Consider the following 15,240-nt stretch of genomic DNA (forward strand, 5'->3'; position numbering starts at 1 on the left):
CGGGCACACCGGTCGGCGGGGCCATCCCGTCACCGACGTTTTCCGCCAACGGAAACACGCGTTATGAGTACGTCACCACAACAACCAGAAACGTTGAACGTCTCTCGCTTGCGCGCCCTCTCCCACAGGGGCGGCGTATGAATCGTATCGTCAATCTCCCCATGGCCCTGCGCCGTTCCAAGCTGCGTCACTCCGCACGCCCGCCGGATATCGCCTGCTGATTTTCTCAGTCAACAAAAACTATAGATGCATGACTGTAGTGAGGGGATTTATCCCCGATGGACTGCGTAGCAGTCCTCACAGGTTCTGTGTCACGTCTGACTGATCTCCATTTTATTCCTGCCGGGACGCCATAGCTGCGTCCGGCCCGATCCTGCGCGCCTGTGCGGCGCCATCGTGAGTGATTGACCATGAAATTCGCAGCCATCGAAGACGCACGCCTGTTCCTTGAACAGAACCCCGATATCGACATGATCGAGCTGTTCATCCTCGACGCCAACGGCGTACCGCGCGGCAAGTTGTTACACCGCGAGGAGTTGCTGGCGGTCTACGAAAGCGGTCGCCCGCTGCCCAGCACCATCCTCGGTTTGACCGTGCAGGGCGAAGACGTGGAAAACTCAGGTCTGGTGTGGGACGTCGGCGACATCGACTGCCGCGCCTACCCGCTCGAAGGCAGTCTGGTGCGCCTGCCATGGCGGCAGATTCCAACTGCGGCGGTGCAAGTCAGCATGCACCCGACCGAGGGCCTGCCTGCGAGCATCGCCGACCCGCGTCATCTACTGATCAAAGTGATCGACGGCCTCAAGGCCGAGGGTTTTCACCCGGTGATGGCGTGCGAGCTGGAGTTCTATCTGCTCGACGCCAAACGCGATCACAACGGTCGTCCGCAACCGGCGCTGGACGCCGACGGTGGCCGGCCGCGACACACCCAGGTCTACGGTTTACGTGAACTGGAGCAGATCGAACCGTTCCTCGCCGACCTCTACAGCGCCTGCAAACTGCACGGTATTCCGGCGCGTACGGCGATCTCCGAATACGCCCCGGGCCAAGTGGAAATCACCCTCGAACATGGCGACGCCTTGCTCGCGATGGATCAGGCGGTGCGCTACAAACGCCTGGTCAAAGCGATGGCGCACAAGCACGGCATGCGGGCGACGTTCATGGCCAAGCCGTTCGATGATCTGGCCGGCACCGGCATGCACATGCACGTCAGCCTCGCCGATGCCGAAGGGCGCAATCTGTTTGCTTCCGAGGACCCGGCCGGTACCCCGCTGCTGCGCACCGCGATTGGCGGCATGCTCGCCTCACTGCTCGATTCGCTGCTGCTGTTCTGCCCCAACGCCAACTCCTACCGGCGCTTCCAGGCCAACAGCTATGCGCCATTGGCGCCGACCTGGGGCGTCGACAACCGCACCGTCAGCCTGCGCGTACCGGGCGGCCCGGCCAACACCCGGCACATCGAACACCGCATCTGCGGCGCCGACGCCAACCCGTATCTGGCGGCGGCAGCGATCCTCGCCGGGATCCATCGTGGCATTCGCGACAGTCTTGATCCGGGTGCGCCGGTCGAGGGCAACGGCTATGCGCAAGCCAAGGAATTGCTGCCGACCGACTGGCTGACTTCGCTGCAGGCGCTGGAGAATTCCGCGTGGGCACGGGATGCCCTGGGCCAGGAATTTCTCGGGGTGTACCTGGCGGTGAAACGCGCCGAGTACCGGCAGTTCATGGCCGAGGTGGGTGAACAGGATTGGCGTTGGTACCTGACCGAAGCCTGAAGCCACAGCATCAATCCCCCCTGTAGGAGCGGGCTTGCTCGCGAAGGCGTCGTCACATTCAATATTTCAGTGACTGACCCACCGCATTCGCGAGCAAGCCCGCTCCCACAGGGGATTGCACTCCGAATTCCGAATTTTGTGTGGACACAGACATGACCCAACGCTGCAATTCCTACTACACCGCCACCCTCAACCAGGACACCGACTACCCGACCCTGCAGGGCCGGCACCAGGTGGATGTGGTGATCATCGGCGGCGGTTTCACCGGCGTTGCCACCGCCGTCGAACTCGCGGAAAAAGGCCTGAAAGTCGCCATCGTCGAGAGCAATAAAATCGGCTGGGGCGCCACCGGACGCAATGGTGGCCAAGTCACCGGCAGCCTCTCCGGCGACGGTGCGATGCGTAAACAGATGCGCCCGAAGCTCGGTGATGAAGTCGACGATTTCATCTGGCACCTGCGCTGGCGCGGGCATGAAATCATCCAGCAGCGCGTGGCGAAATATGGCATTCAGTGCGACCTCAAACACGGTCATTTGCACGCTGCCTACAAGCCCAGTCACATGACTGATTTGCGCAACGACTACGAAGAAGCCGTGCGTCGCGGCCTGGGTGATCAAGTCAGCCTGCTCGACCGCAGCCAGGTGCGCGACCTGCTGCAAAGCGACCTCTACCACGGCGCGATCAAGAACACCCGCAACATGCACCTGCACCCGCTCAACCTGTGCATCGGCGAAGCGCGGGCGGCGGAGAGTCTTGGTGCATTGATCTTCGAGAACAGTGAAGTGTTGGAGATCATTCACGGCAAAACCACAGGGGTGCGCACCGCCCATGGCCAGATCGACGCCAATCAGGTGATGCTCGCCGGTGACGTCTATCACAAGCTCGAACCGGGTCAGCTCAAGGGCAAGATTTTCCCGGCCATGGGCGGCATCGTCACCACCGCGCCGCTGGGTGATCTGGCGCGGCAGATCAACCCCGAAGATCTGGCGGTGTACGACTGCCGTTTCGTTCTCGACTACTACCGCCTCACGGCTGACGGGCGCCTGCTGTTCGGTGGCGGCGCCAATTACAGTGGCAAGGATTCACGGGACATCGCCGCCGAGCTGCGCCCGTGCATCGAGCAGACGTTCCCGGCGCTCAAAGGGGTGCAGATCGACTACCAGTGGAGCTGCGCGATGGGCATCGTGATCAACCGCATCCCGCAACTGGGCAAGCTCTCGGACAACGTCTGGTATTGCCAGGGTTATTCCGGACACGGCATCGCGACGACGCACATCATGGGTGAAATCATGAGCCGCGCGATCACCGGGCAGATGGAACAGTTCGACACCTTTGCGCAGTGCCAGCACATTCGGGTGCCGATGGGGGATTTGCTGGGCAATCCGTTGCTGGCGGCGGGGATGTGGTATTACCAGATGCTTGAAAAACTGCGTTGATCGCACTGGCCCTTTCGCGAGCAAGCCCGCTCCCACAGGTTGATTGCATTCCAAATGTGGGAGCGAGCCTGCTCGCGAAGAGGCCAGCAGCCTCACTACAAACCTCAGTCCGGCAACTGCTCCCACATTGAAATGCATTCCAAATGTGGGAGCGGGCTTGCTCGCGATGAGGCCATCAACCTCAGCACAAAATCTCAATCAGGCAACTGCTCCACCACAATCCCCAACCGCCGATAATCCTCGATACTCCCCGACGCCACATGCCGCTCGGTAATCAGCGTATGCAGGCGCGTACACGAAGCCACCACAAACGGCTCCACCGCGCCTAATTTATCCGCGGTGGTCACCGCAATCACCCGCGCCGCGCTGTCGAGCAGCGCCTGCTTCACCGGCACTTCATCAAAATGCAGCGAGGTGACGCCCACCTCCGGATGAATCGCGCAGACGCCGGTAAACGCCAGATCGGCCTTGATCCCGGCCAACAACCGCACCGCCTCATGCCCACCGGCCGACATCGTGCGCGGGTTCAATTGCCCACCGGCCAGAATCACTTTCACGCCCTTGTATTCGGACAGGGCAATCGCCGTCATCGGCGCGGCGGTCACCGCGGTGATCTGGATGTCCGCCCGCAGCGAGCGCGCCACCTGCAACGTGGTCGAGCCAGAATCGAACAGCACGATCTGCCCGTCCTCGACTTTCTGCGCCGCCCATTGCGCCAACCGCACTTTCACCTCGTCAGTCTCATCCAGTCGGGTGAAGAAATCCTTACCGGAGTCCTTGGGCCTTGGCAGCGCCCCGCCGTGCACGCGCTGCACCAGGCCGGCGTTGTCCAGTTCGGCAAGGTCGCGGCGGATGGTGTCTTCGGACACGGCGAAGTGCTGGCTCAACTCGGACGCCATGACCTTGCCGTCGCGTTCGAGGATCAGGAGGATTTTCTGCCGGCGCAGGGAGGGCAGTTCGGTGACCGAATGATCGTGCATGGTTATGCCTGTTTATGCTTGTAGTTGCAGGTTTTGCCGAGACTAGCGAAAGCCTCGGGCAAACACAAACCGGCCGCTATCAATTGTTTCGATCATTGGAATCAACATGCCGAATTTTTTCTTTGCCGTGCGTCTGTTCAGAATGGCCCCACTCCAAAAAGGCTCAGGATGAACAGCTGATGAATCTCAATTTTGCGTTTGCGTGCATGATCGTGGTGTCTTTTGCGATTGCCCTGGGCCACGCCTGAACCACTACACCGACGACGCCAGGTGCTCTCGCAACCATTTGTGTGCCGGATCGCGGTGCGCGCGCTCGCCCCAGAACATCGCCATTTCGTAGCCCGGCACCTGCAGCGGTGCGTCGACCACCTGCAACGCCGGGTTGCCGCGCACCAGCCGTGACGGCAGCATCGCCACCAGATCGGTACTCGCCAGCACCGACATCACCATCAGAAAGTGCGGCACCGACAGCACCACTTTGCGCGCCAGACCGACCTCGGCGAGCGCCTTGTCGGTCACCCCGAAAAAGCCCCCGCCCTCACGCGACACCATTACGTGCTCCAGCGCGCAGAACTGTTCGCGGTTCGGTTTACGCGTCAACCCCGGATGCCCGACGCGACCGGCCAACGCGTAATGCTCGGTGAACAGCACCCGCTGATGCAGATCCAGCGGCGCCTCTTCGGTGATGTGCAGCGCCAGGTCAAACACGCCCTGCTCCGCCTGCTTGACCAACTGCGCCGGCATCAGATCGAGCACCGCCAGCCGCGTTCCCGGCGCCTGAGTGCGCAAACCGCTGAGGGCCGGCAGCACCACCGTCGATTCGCCGTAATCGGTCGCCGCGACTTTCCAGATGTGGCGGGCCTGCGCCGGATCGAAGGCACTGGCCGGCGCCACCGCTCGCTCCAGTGCCTCCAGCGCTTCACGCAACGGCTCACGTAACTCATCGGCCCGCGCCGTCGGCCGCATCCCGCGTGGCCCGGGCAGCAACAGCGGGTCGCCGAAGATCTCGCGCAGCTTGGCCAGGTGTACGCTCACTGACGGCTGCGACAGGCTCAGCCGCTCTGCGGCGCGGGTTACGTTGTGTTCTGCCAATAACACGTCTAGGGTCAACAGCAAGTTGATATCCAGACGTCGTAAATTATTCATGGCTATACCTGACATATCAGACATTCATTTCCAATATACCGATCAAGGATTGATCCTGCCTGCATTCAACCAAGGAGCTGCAACATGAATGTGTTACTGGTCTACGCCCACCCTGAACCCACCTCGCTCAATGGCTCGCTCAAGGACTTCACCGTCCAGCGCCTGCAAGCCGCCGGCCACACCGTGCAGGTCTCCGACCTCTACGCGATGAACTGGAAGACCACCCTCGACGCCGACGACGCCCCTGAACGCGACCGCAGCCGCCCGTTTGACGCCTCAGGCGATTCGAAACTGGCCTACGCCCAGGGCACCCAGGCCGCCGATATCGCCGCCGAGCAAGCAAAACTGCTCTGGGCCGACGCACTGATCCTGCAATTCCCACTGTGGTGGTTTTCCATGCCGGCGATTCTCAAGGGCTGGGTCGAGCGCGTGTACGCCTGCGGTTTTGCCTACGGCGTTGGCGAACACTCCGATTCGCGCTGGGGCGAGCGTTATGGCGAAGGGAAAATGAAAGGCAAGCGGGCAATGTTGATGGTCACCACCGGCGGCTGGGACTCGCACTACAGCCCGCGCGGGATCAACGGGCCGATTGATGACGTGCTGTTCCCGATCAATCACGGAATCCTCTACTACCCCGGGTTTGAGGTGGTGCCGCCGTTCGTGGCCTACCGCGTCGGTCGAATGGATGAGGCGACATTTGCCGCGACTTGCGAGGAACTGGGCACGCGGCTGGATGAGTTGTGGAGCACGCGGCCGATTGCGTATCGACAGCAGAACGGCGGCGATTACGAGATTCCGGCGTTGACGTTGAAGGAAGGTATTGCACCAGGGCTTGAGGGCTTTGCCGCCCACACTCGGTAAAGATAACTGAACCTTTGTGGCGAGGGAGCTTGCTCCCTCCCCACAGGGGGGTGTGCTTCAGACTTCCTCCCGCGCCCGCCGCACCTGCACCAACAACGCCGGCGCGAAGTGCAGCAACACCATCCGCGCCAGATGGTGAGTCAGGATAAACACCACATTCAGCCTGCCGGCGAACGCGACAATCGCAATCGTCTCGATCGCCCCCGGCATGTACGCCAGCCATAGCGACAGCGGATCACTGCCCAGCCATCGCGCCGCCACTTCCGCAAACGCCGCCGCCACCACAATCATCAGCCCCACCGACACCAGCGCCGTGCGGCCATGCCGGCCCAGTTCCGCAAGGCCGAGTCCCTGAAAGCGCGAGCCGATCCGCACGCCAAGAATCAGCGCCGCCAGATTCAGGCTCCAGTCCGGCATGTGAAAGCCATGCAGCCATCCCGATTTCACAAACACCGCCGTCAGCAGAATCGCCGTCAACATGAACGGCGCCGGCACGCCGATCACCAACAACAAGCGCCCGATGACGATGCTCAAGCCGATCAGCGCCAGCACCGTCAACGCCATGCCCGTGCTCAATGGATCGCTTTCCATCACGGCCACCGAGGCCTGCCCGGGAATCAAAAAGCTCACCAACACCGTGATCAACAGCAAGCGCATCAGGTGGACGATGATGACTTTGCTCGAAGCCTTTTCCGATTCGAGCAAATCAAACACCGCCGCCAATGCGCCGGGGTACACCGCCAACAGCGCATCGGTGCGATTCCATCCTGCGCCGCGGGTCAGCCACCATCCGGCGAGGGCAATCTGCACGGTCAGGCATATCAGCAGAACGCCGAGGCTTGGCAACATCGCCGAAGCCGTCGCACTGTCCCACGCCTCGAACATCAGCCCGGTAGCGATACCCAGCGTGACCTGGATGTAGCCCAAGCCATAAGGCGTCGTGGGGGCAAACCCGAACCTGGTGGCGACCAATGCGGTGACAAGAATCGCCCCCAGCAACAAGCCATGAGGGACACCGCTGACCTGCAACGCAGCGCCAACGGCGGCCGCGATCAACAAACACAGAATCGATTTCATATTTTCGCCTTCCTGGCTATTTCCCTGAGGTATTCCACTCCCCTGTAGGAGCTGCCGCAGGCTGCGATCTTTTGACTTTGATTTTTAGAAGCAAGATCAAAAGATCGCAGCCTTCGGCAGCTCCTACAGGGGGGTATTCCTTCTTACGCGCGCAACCGCCCAATCGCCCGCCGATACTTCTCGACCCGTTCCAGATCCTCCCAACTCGGCGAGGCGATCCGCGACAGGTCGCTGTTCTCTTCCAGATCCGCCAGTTTCACCACCCGGCCAATCGGGTTCTGCGCAGCACGCTCGACGAAATCCTCGTAGGATTCGCCGGGCACTTTGGTGACTGATTCAATCGCCGTCAGCACCTCTTCGCTGAAACCTTCCTTGCGCAAGTCATCGAGGCTGACGCCGCAATCCTCGACCACATCGTGCAACACAGCGACGATGCGTTCTTCCAGCGAGTTCATGCGCAACATGACTTTCAGCGGATGCAGAATGTACGGCGCACCGCCCTTGTCCACCTGCCCGGTGTGGGCGGTGGCGGCGATGGCGATAGCGCGTTCGAGGGTTTGAGTCATGCGAGTCTCCGTGGTTTAAAAGCCGTAACGGCCGCCGACATGAATGTTGCGTTTGAGCCAGTTGCCGATTGTTTTCAAGCGCCCCACTGGCTGGGAATGTTGTTCAAGAATCACGGAAACCAATATTGCCTGATCCGCCCCCGGATGCGCATCGATCACCTGCGCCACCCACGCACAATCGGCTTTCTGCAGATGCTCACGCCACTCGCCGGGCCACGCGTCCAGCTCATCCAGCGCCAGCCACCGCGTCCCGCCCTGATTGGCATGCCCGCCGCCAATCGATTGCTCGAAACAGAACGGCGTCGCCGGTCGGGACAAGTCAATGCTGAAGATGTAGATGTCTTGAGTGGGGTGCTGCGACGTGGGGGCGTTGTTGCGGCTGCCGATTTCGATCATGCGCGGTTCCGTCCGTGGGTGAGGCGTTACAACTTGTTTCGCAGTCTACGACGTGGTGCCTATGGGGGGAACCTTTGGCGATGAACCGGGTTGTGGCAAGTGAAAAGTTTGACTGGGCAGTTCGGGAATTGCGTTTCAGCCGCCCACAAAAAAGGGACACCGTTGGGTGTCCCTTTTTTGCGTTTGGATTCAGGCCGACGGGTCAGCGCTTCATGGCTTCGCATTGATTGCGCAGATCATGATCGCCGATTGACGAACAACTACTGCCTTTCTTCGCTTCACAAAAGGCACGTTGGTCATGATCACCAATGCTTGAACAAGAACTGCCTTTCTCCGCTTCGCAGGCCGAGCGCATGTCATGGTCGCCAATGGACGAACAACTACTACCCTTTTTGGCCTCGCAATAAGCACGCTGGTCATGATCGCCGATGCTTGAACACGAACTGCCTTTCTCCGCTTCGCAGGCCGAACGCAGGTCGTGGTCACCGATGGAAGAACAGCTGCTGCCTTCCTGCCTGGCCTGGCAATAACTGCGCTTGTCGTGATCACTGATGCTGGAACAACTGGCGGAAACGTAGCCGCTGAACAGCAACAACATCGCAAGAATAAGTTTCATCTCACACTTCCCTGGATTGCCAGGAAACAGCCTGGCACTGGTTGATGCAACCACTGAGCGATTTATTGCTTCAACGTTTCATGGCTTCGCACCGGGTGCGCAGGTCATGGTCGCCAATATTTCCGCAACTGCCGCCGCCGGTCGTGGCATTGCAATAAGCTCGTTGATCATGGTCATCGATGTTCCCGCAAGAACTGCCGCCCTGCTCCGCGTTGCACCGCGCACGCAAGTCGTGATCATCGATATTGCCGCAACTGCTGCCGCTCTTTTTGGCATTGCAGTAGGCGCGCTGGTCATGGTCGTCGATATTGCCGCAGGAACTGCCGCCCATCTCCGCGTTACACGCCGCCCGCATATCGTGATTGTCGATATTGCCGCAACTGCTGCCGCTCTCCCTTGCATTGCAATAGGCCCGCTGATCGTGGTCATCGATGTTGCCGCAACTGGCGAACGTGTAGCTGCTGAACATCAACAACATGGCGAGTAATAGTCTCATCACACACTTCCCTGGGTTGCCAGGAATCAGCCTGGCACTGCTTGATCCATTCTCAATGAGCGTCGCGACACGCCATCAAATTGACATCGCTTTTTAGGAAAGTTCAAACAGGCAAATGAGATCCGCGCAGATTTTTGAGTCTGAAAAATGGGTAGGAAAACACCACCTGTGGCGAGGGAGCTTGCTCCCGCTGGACTGCGAAGCAGCCCCAAAACCGGCCAGTCCTTTTCTCCAGGTCCACCGCATGCGCCGGAATACGCCGACTGCGTCGCCGAGCGGGAGCAAGCTCCCTCGCCACAGGGTTGGGATGGCGTCCTACAGGTCGGTTGTGGTGGCTGAAATGGCTGACTAGAGTGGGGCTGTCGCTGACCGCAGTCAGCGATGGGTTTCGCAGCCCTCAGAAGTGACACACACCGCTAAATGACAACTGTGGCAAAATCCGCCACCGCTTCATTTTATGGCGGCTGTGTGTGGGAGACCTTCGGGTCTGCCGGTTTGACTCTTCTCCGGTCTGCGAACCCGCATACAGCTGCCACCCATTTGTTTCGCAGCAGAAAGGTGGCACTTCCCGACCCATTGAAGAGTGCAACCCATGACGATCAAAAAAACGCTCCACCGTTACGCGCACATGTCCCACCCCGCCACCGACCGCCCTGTCCTCCTGATCGATGCCGATGCCCCATTGCGTGAACTCCACGCCTGCCTCGCCGAACGCCTCAACGCCGTCCTCAAATACCTTGACCTCATCGCCTGCACCAGTCTCCCCGACTACGCTGAACACGACATCAACACCGTCACCAACATCGCCAGGATCCTAGTACAGGATGTGAGTGATGTGTTTCGGGTTATTGAGCAACGGGGGTTTGATGCAGTCGGCTAATGAAATAATTCTGCCGACTGTATCGACACTGATAAATAAATAATCTAGCGCAGCGTTGCCGCAGAACGGCGACACCCCCGAGGTGCCTCATGACCAAGCGGCTTGCAACTCACAGTCTTCGCCCTTTCGCCTATCCCGCGCACGGTTCTTTGTGGCATGCTGGCTTGGCGCCAGCAGTGAGGCGCTAAAACACACGTTCAAGGAGATGAACATGGCACAGACTCGCAACATCATTAATGACTTTCGTTTTGAGATCAGCGAAGGCAATCGCAAGTGCGATGTCAGCAGCGAACATGCAATCTCGAAAGGCGAAAAACATTTTGCTTACGAAAAGGTTCCTGGTCATCGTCTGAATATTTGCATGAGTTGCGCTCCCGCAATTATCCAGAAAGCACAACAGCATTTAGAGAACATCGCAAGAGAGTTCGCCAACTGAGAAAATCGAGGCCAGATCCGAAGAATCTGGCCTTATTTTAAATACATTACTATTCCGACCTGTAACAATATCGCCCCCCTAACATATCGATTAAAAGTAGTGAAAAATGGACGTTAGAATTCAAGCTGGCCTCATTTCATTCTGTGCTGCCCTTATTGTCATGACGGTGACTAACTGGATAAATATCCGATTAGCCACAAAAAAGGCTGAAGACGACACGAACCGAGAGGCTGAGGCAAACCGGCGCGAGAAGCGCGAAAACACCGTAAAAAATCTATATTTGTTAACTAAAAAACTTTCTATCACCAAGCTCGACATGGCGTCAGGGCCCAGCGCGATAAAAGACTTCAACGACAACTACGATAGCGCCAACGAGAACATCGCCGAAGTAATGATGGCATTAACTCTCTACTTTCCAAAAGCCAAATCCGTTTTCAGCTCCATTGATATCGACGCTGCAGAGTACTGGAAAAACTACAAAGACTACTTAACTGTTACTCTACCTATTGCTATTGCGCATACGACCACACCAACTTCTTTGCCCACTAACGCAACAACATTCAAACAAAATGCCGTCAGTGCAGCCCAACGTTGCGGGGCGACGATTTCACAGACTCTCAAAGCTTTGCCTGAATTATAAAAATTAGTTACACGCCAAGTCTAGTATAGACATAGACTTGGCGCCTCGTAACATAGACACCTCAGTGCCCCCAATCATCCTGTACCACACTGAATGCCACAAAAAGCTTTCAACACCCTCAAAAATTCGCCGGCGTATTCGCACTAATGATTTCCGCCTCATCCGCCCCGATATTCCGAAACTTGTGCGGCAGCGTCGTCGGAAAATAATACCCATCCCCCGCATTCAACACACTCACCTGCCCATCCACGGTCAACTCCACCGTGCCACGCGTCACCAACCCACACTCCTCGCCTTCCGCATGCACGATCGGCTCTTCCCCGGAACTCGCACCCGGGGCGTATTGCTCACGCAGCAGGCGCATCTGGCGGCTGGGAACCGAAGCGCCGATCAACAGCAGGCGCAGGCCGTGGCGGCCGAGGTCGGGTTGTTCGTTGGCGCGGAAGACGTATTGGTGTTCGCGCGGCGGCTGGTCGAAGGTGAAGAAGTCGGCCAGGGACATGGGGATGCCTTCGAGCAGCTTTTTCAGGGAGCTGACGGAGGGGCTGACGCGATTCTGTTCGATCAGGGAGATGGTGGCATTGGTCACGCCGCTACGCCGGGCCAGCTCGCGCTGGGAGAGTTTGTAGCTTTCGCGTACTAGTTTGAGTCGAGAACCCGTATCCATGACAGCCTTATGTGAGTAGTACTTAAGGGCAATGGGGGTGGGTGGCGGGTGCCGCGCAAGGCGCGCGGATCACGTTGCTCCCGTGTCCCGGAACCGTGAAAGGCGGCTATTAAATCACGTTTGCCGGTGTTGCTCAGCAGGTTCGATGGACGGTGGGATAAAAGTCCTTCTGGCCTTGGTAATACCGCCACTGTGGGAGCGGGCTTGCTCGCGAAAGCGCTGTGTCAGACGACATGTGCGTTGGCTGAACTGGCCCCTTCGCGAGCAAGCCCGCTCCCACAGTTGGATCTGTTTTGTGTCATTTGGCTGGGTAGCGGTCGTCAGGCCGCCATCGGCGGTGTTGCTACAGCATTAAAAAACCGGCGGGGTCTTAGGGACCGCCGCCGGGGAGGTAACCTAGATGCCGAAGCGGTCGCGCAGCGAGTAGTAGACGGCGCCGAGAGCGGTCAGCGGAGCCGAGAAGGTGCGGCCGCCGATCATTGGCATGTGCGGCAGCGAGGCGAACGCGTCGAAGCGTTCGGCGTCGCCGCGGATCATTTCCGAGATCAGTTTGCCGGCCAGGTGCGAGCAAGTGACGCCGTGGCCGCTGTAGCCTTGCATGTAGTAGGCGTTTTTCTCGATGCGGCCGAATTGCGGCATGCGTGACATGGTCAGCAGGAAGTTGCCGGTCCAGCGGTAATCGATTTTCACGTCCTTGAGCTGCGGGAAGGTCTTGAGGATCTTCGGGCGGATCAGTTGTTCGATGTCGTCCGGTTCGCGCGCGCCGTAGACCACACCGCCGCCGTACAGCAGACGGTTGTCGGCCGTGAGACGGTAGTAATCCAGCAGGTAGTTGCAGTCTTCGACGCAGTAGTTGTTGGTGATCAGGCTGCGCGCCTGCTTCTCGGTCAGTGGCTCGGTGACGACGATCTGCGAGCCGCAGGGCATGCTTTTCGCGGTCACGCGGTTGTCCAGACCTTGCGGCAGGTAGGCGTTGCCGGCGATCAGCAGGTACTTGGCGCGCACCTGGCCTTTGGCGGTGCGCACGACGTTCGGCTCGCCGTATTTGATTTCCACGGCAGCCGATTGCTCGTAGATCTTGCCGCCCAGACGCACGATGGCTGCGGCTTCACCGAGGGCCAGGTTCAGCGGATGCACGTGACCGCCCTGCATGTCCAGCAGGCCGCCAACGTAGGCGTCGGAGCCGACTTCGCGACGGATGTCAGCGGCGTCGAGCATCTTCAGGTTCTTGTTGCCGTAACGTTCCCAGCTGCGCTTCTGCTCAGCCAGACCGTTGAGTTGTTTCTTGTTCATCGCTGCGAAGATGCCGCCCGGGCGGTAGTCGCATTTGATGTCGTATTCCTTGATGCGCGAACGGATGATGTCGGCGCCTTCGAAGATCATGCTGCCGAGGATTTCCGCGGTCTTGTCGCCGTAGCGTTCTTCGATCACATCGACGTCGCGGCTGTAAGAGTTGACCAATTGCCCGCCGTTGCGACCGCTGGCGCCATAGCCGACTTTCGCCGCTTCCAGCACCGTCACTTTGTAGCCGGCCTCGGTGAGGAACAGTGCCGAGGACAGGCCGGTGTAGCCGGCGCCGATGATGCAGACATCGCACTCGACCGACTCTTCAAGGGTCGGGAAGTCGATGACTTCGTTGCGGGTGGCGGCGTAGTAGCTGTTGACGTGTTGTTGCTTCATTTTATTGTTCTCCGAGGGTCGCCCGTAGGAGCGACCACCGTTGTAAAAGAGTTAGAGCTTGATCCAGGTCGCTTTCAGCTCGGTGTACTTGTCGAACGCGTGCAGCGATTTGTCGCGACCGTTGCCCGACTGTTTGAAGCCACCGAACGGCGCGGTCATGTCGCCGCCGTCGTACTGATTGACCCAGACGCTGCCGGCGCGCAGGCCACGAGCGAAGGTGTGCGCCTTGCTCAGGTTGCTGGTCCAGACGCCGGCGGCGAGACCGAAGATGCTGTCGTTGGCGATCTGCAGCGCTTCTTCAACGGTGTCGAAGGTGATCAGCGACAGCACCGGGCCGAAGATTTCTTCGCGGGCGATGGTCATCGCATTGGTTACGCCATCGAAGATCGCCGGTTGCACGTAGAGGCCGCCGGTTTCTTCGAGGGTGCGCTGGCCGCCGGCGATCAACTCGGCGCCCTGCTCGCGACCGATGCTGATGTAGCGCAGCACGTTGTCCAGTTGACGCTGATCAACCACCGCGCCGACGGTGGTCGCAGGATCCAGTGCGTGCCCCGGTTTCCACGCTTGCAGCGCTTCCACCAGCAGCGGAATGAATTGCTCGCGGATCGAACGTTCGACCAGCAGACGCGAACCGGCGGTGCACACTTCGCCCTGGTTGAAAGCGATGGCGCCGGCCGCAGCCTGGGCTGCCGCGCGCAAGTCCGGGGCGTCGGCGAACACCACGTTCGGGCTCTTGCCACCGGCTTCGAGCCAGACGCGTTTCATGTTGCTTTGGCCGGCATAAATCATCAGCTGCTTGGCAATCGCCGTGGAGCCGGTGAAGGCCAGCACGTCGACGTCCATGTGCAGCGCCAGCGCCTTGCCCACGGTATGGCCGAAGCCCGGCAGCACGTTGAACACGCCTTTCGGAATCCCCGCGTCCAGTGCCAACTGCGCGATGCGAATCGCGGTCAGTGGCGACTTTTCCGAAGGCTTGAGGATGAACGAGTTGCCGGCAGCCAGGGCCGGGGCGAATTTCCAGCTGGCCATGATCAGCGGGAAGTTCCACGGCACGATGGCGGCGACGACGCCGGATGGCTCGCGGGTCACCAGACCGAGTTGATCGTGCGGCGTGGCGGCAACTTCATCGTAGATCTTGTCGATCGCTTCGGCGCTCCAGCGGATCGCGTTGGCGGTCGCCGGGATGTCGATGCTCATCGAGTCGCTGATCGGTTTGCCCATGTCGAGGGTTTCCAGCAACGCCAGTTCTTCCTGGTGTTGCAGGATCAGATCAGCGAAGCGGGTCAGGATGCGTTTGCGCTCGGCCGGGGCTTTGTTGGCCCACACGCCGGAGTTGAACGATTGGCGCGCCACTTCGACGGCGAGGTTGGCGTCGGCTTCATCGGTGCTGGCCACGGAGGCGAGGAAACGGCCGTCGACGGGGCTCAGGCATTCGAAGGTGGCGCCGCTGATCGCCGGGCGATATTCACCGTTGATGAACGCGCGGGATTCGATGGTCAGGGACTGGAAGCGTTGTTCCCAGTCGTTGCGGGTCATGGTCATGGGGGTGACTCACACAGGAGAATTGGTGACCGATATCCCTGTGGGA

The 15,240-nt window shown here is 59.6% G+C and carries 16 protein-coding genes; 6 read left to right on the plus strand and 10 right to left on the minus strand.

Annotated features, from left to right (window positions below; genetic code table 11):
• Window positions 1-410 precede the first annotated feature (410 nt).
• A complete protein-coding gene (locus tag V9L13_RS09930; protein WP_262141527.1) occupies window positions 411-1,775 on the plus strand; it encodes a glutamine synthetase family protein in 1,365 nt (454 codons plus the stop codon).
• Between the two features lie 152 nt (window positions 1,776-1,927).
• The gene (locus V9L13_RS09935; RefSeq protein ID WP_262141528.1) at window positions 1,928-3,211 is read left to right on the plus strand and encodes an FAD-binding oxidoreductase; all 1,284 of its coding nucleotides are present in this window, start codon (window positions 1,928-1,930) and stop codon (window positions 3,209-3,211) included.
• A 194-nt stretch (window positions 3,212-3,405) separates the two neighbouring features.
• On the opposite strand, the gene V9L13_RS09940 is transcribed toward V9L13_RS09935, so the two are convergent.
• Both V9L13_RS09940 and V9L13_RS09945 read right to left on the minus strand, forming a co-directional pair.
• Window positions 3,406-4,191 (minus strand): DeoR/GlpR family DNA-binding transcription regulator, encoded by a 786-nt coding sequence (locus tag V9L13_RS09940; RefSeq protein ID WP_045122525.1) that lies wholly within the window; start codon window positions 4,189-4,191, stop codon window positions 3,406-3,408.
• A 252-nt stretch (window positions 4,192-4,443) separates the two neighbouring features.
• Window positions 4,444-5,337: a LysR family transcriptional regulator gene (locus V9L13_RS09945; protein ID WP_338802389.1), complete on the minus strand. Its 894-nt coding sequence runs from the start codon at window positions 5,335-5,337 to the stop codon at window positions 4,444-4,446.
• Between the two features lie 84 nt (window positions 5,338-5,421).
• Between V9L13_RS09945 and V9L13_RS09950 the strand changes: the two genes are divergently transcribed.
• On the plus strand, window positions 5,422-6,198 hold the full coding sequence (locus V9L13_RS09950; protein WP_103486400.1) for an NAD(P)H-dependent oxidoreductase: 777 nt from the start codon (window positions 5,422-5,424) through the stop codon (window positions 6,196-6,198).
• A gap of 57 nt (window positions 6,199-6,255) precedes the next feature.
• On the opposite strand, the gene V9L13_RS09955 is transcribed toward V9L13_RS09950, so the two are convergent.
• From V9L13_RS09955 to V9L13_RS09975, 5 genes are all read right to left on the minus strand, one after another.
• Complete coding sequence (locus V9L13_RS09955) at window positions 6,256-7,275, minus strand: AbrB family transcriptional regulator (RefSeq protein ID WP_338802390.1); 1,020 nt, start codon at window positions 7,273-7,275, stop codon at window positions 6,256-6,258.
• 143 nt (window positions 7,276-7,418) lie between these two features.
• The gene (locus V9L13_RS09960; protein ID WP_003226088.1) at window positions 7,419-7,841 is read right to left on the minus strand and encodes an HD domain-containing protein; all 423 of its coding nucleotides are present in this window, start codon (window positions 7,839-7,841) and stop codon (window positions 7,419-7,421) included.
• Between the two features lie 15 nt (window positions 7,842-7,856).
• Window positions 7,857-8,237 carry a hypothetical protein gene (locus V9L13_RS09965; protein ID WP_338802391.1) on the minus strand — a complete coding sequence of 127 codons (381 nt, stop codon included), beginning with the start codon at window positions 8,235-8,237 and terminating at the stop codon, window positions 7,857-7,859.
• 202 nt (window positions 8,238-8,439) lie between these two features.
• Window positions 8,440-8,853 carry a hypothetical protein gene (locus V9L13_RS09970; protein ID WP_338802392.1) on the minus strand — a complete coding sequence of 138 codons (414 nt, stop codon included), beginning with the start codon at window positions 8,851-8,853 and terminating at the stop codon, window positions 8,440-8,442.
• A 70-nt stretch (window positions 8,854-8,923) separates the two neighbouring features.
• Complete coding sequence (locus V9L13_RS09975; protein WP_003226094.1) at window positions 8,924-9,349, minus strand: hypothetical protein; 426 nt, start codon at window positions 9,347-9,349, stop codon at window positions 8,924-8,926.
• Between the two features lie 592 nt (window positions 9,350-9,941).
• Here V9L13_RS09975 and V9L13_RS09980 point away from each other — a divergent pair.
• The 3 genes from V9L13_RS09980 (at window position 9,942) to V9L13_RS09990 (ending at window position 11,305) form a co-directional block, all read left to right on the plus strand.
• A complete protein-coding gene (locus tag V9L13_RS09980) occupies window positions 9,942-10,229 on the plus strand; it encodes a fructose-bisphosphate aldolase (protein WP_262141531.1) in 288 nt (95 codons plus the stop codon).
• Window positions 10,230-10,440: 211 nt separating this feature from the next.
• Entirely contained in the window at window positions 10,441-10,665 is a 225-nt protein-coding gene (locus V9L13_RS09985; RefSeq protein WP_262141532.1) for a hypothetical protein, read from the plus strand.
• Between the two features lie 106 nt (window positions 10,666-10,771).
• Complete coding sequence (locus tag V9L13_RS09990; protein WP_262141533.1) at window positions 10,772-11,305, plus strand: hypothetical protein; 534 nt, start codon at window positions 10,772-10,774, stop codon at window positions 11,303-11,305.
• Between the two features lie 118 nt (window positions 11,306-11,423).
• Here the strand turns inward: V9L13_RS09990 and V9L13_RS09995 are convergent, their stop codons facing one another.
• The 3 genes from V9L13_RS09995 to V9L13_RS10005 form a co-directional block, all read right to left on the minus strand.
• Window positions 11,424-11,972 (minus strand): cupin domain-containing protein, encoded by a 549-nt coding sequence (locus tag V9L13_RS09995; RefSeq protein WP_003226097.1) that lies wholly within the window; start codon window positions 11,970-11,972, stop codon window positions 11,424-11,426.
• A gap of 396 nt (window positions 11,973-12,368) precedes the next feature.
• Window positions 12,369-13,652, minus strand: coding sequence for an FAD-binding oxidoreductase (locus tag V9L13_RS10000; RefSeq protein ID WP_003226098.1), 1,284 nt, complete (start codon window positions 13,650-13,652; stop codon window positions 12,369-12,371).
• Window positions 13,653-13,703: 51 nt separating this feature from the next.
• Window positions 13,704-15,194 (minus strand): aldehyde dehydrogenase, encoded by a 1,491-nt coding sequence (locus tag V9L13_RS10005; protein WP_338802393.1) that lies wholly within the window; start codon window positions 15,192-15,194, stop codon window positions 13,704-13,706.
• Window positions 15,195-15,240 lie beyond the last annotated feature (46 nt).

The organism is Pseudomonas sp. RSB 5.4 (assembly GCF_037126175.1).
Classification (GTDB): domain Bacteria; phylum Pseudomonadota; class Gammaproteobacteria; order Pseudomonadales; family Pseudomonadaceae; genus Aquipseudomonas; species Aquipseudomonas fluorescens_H.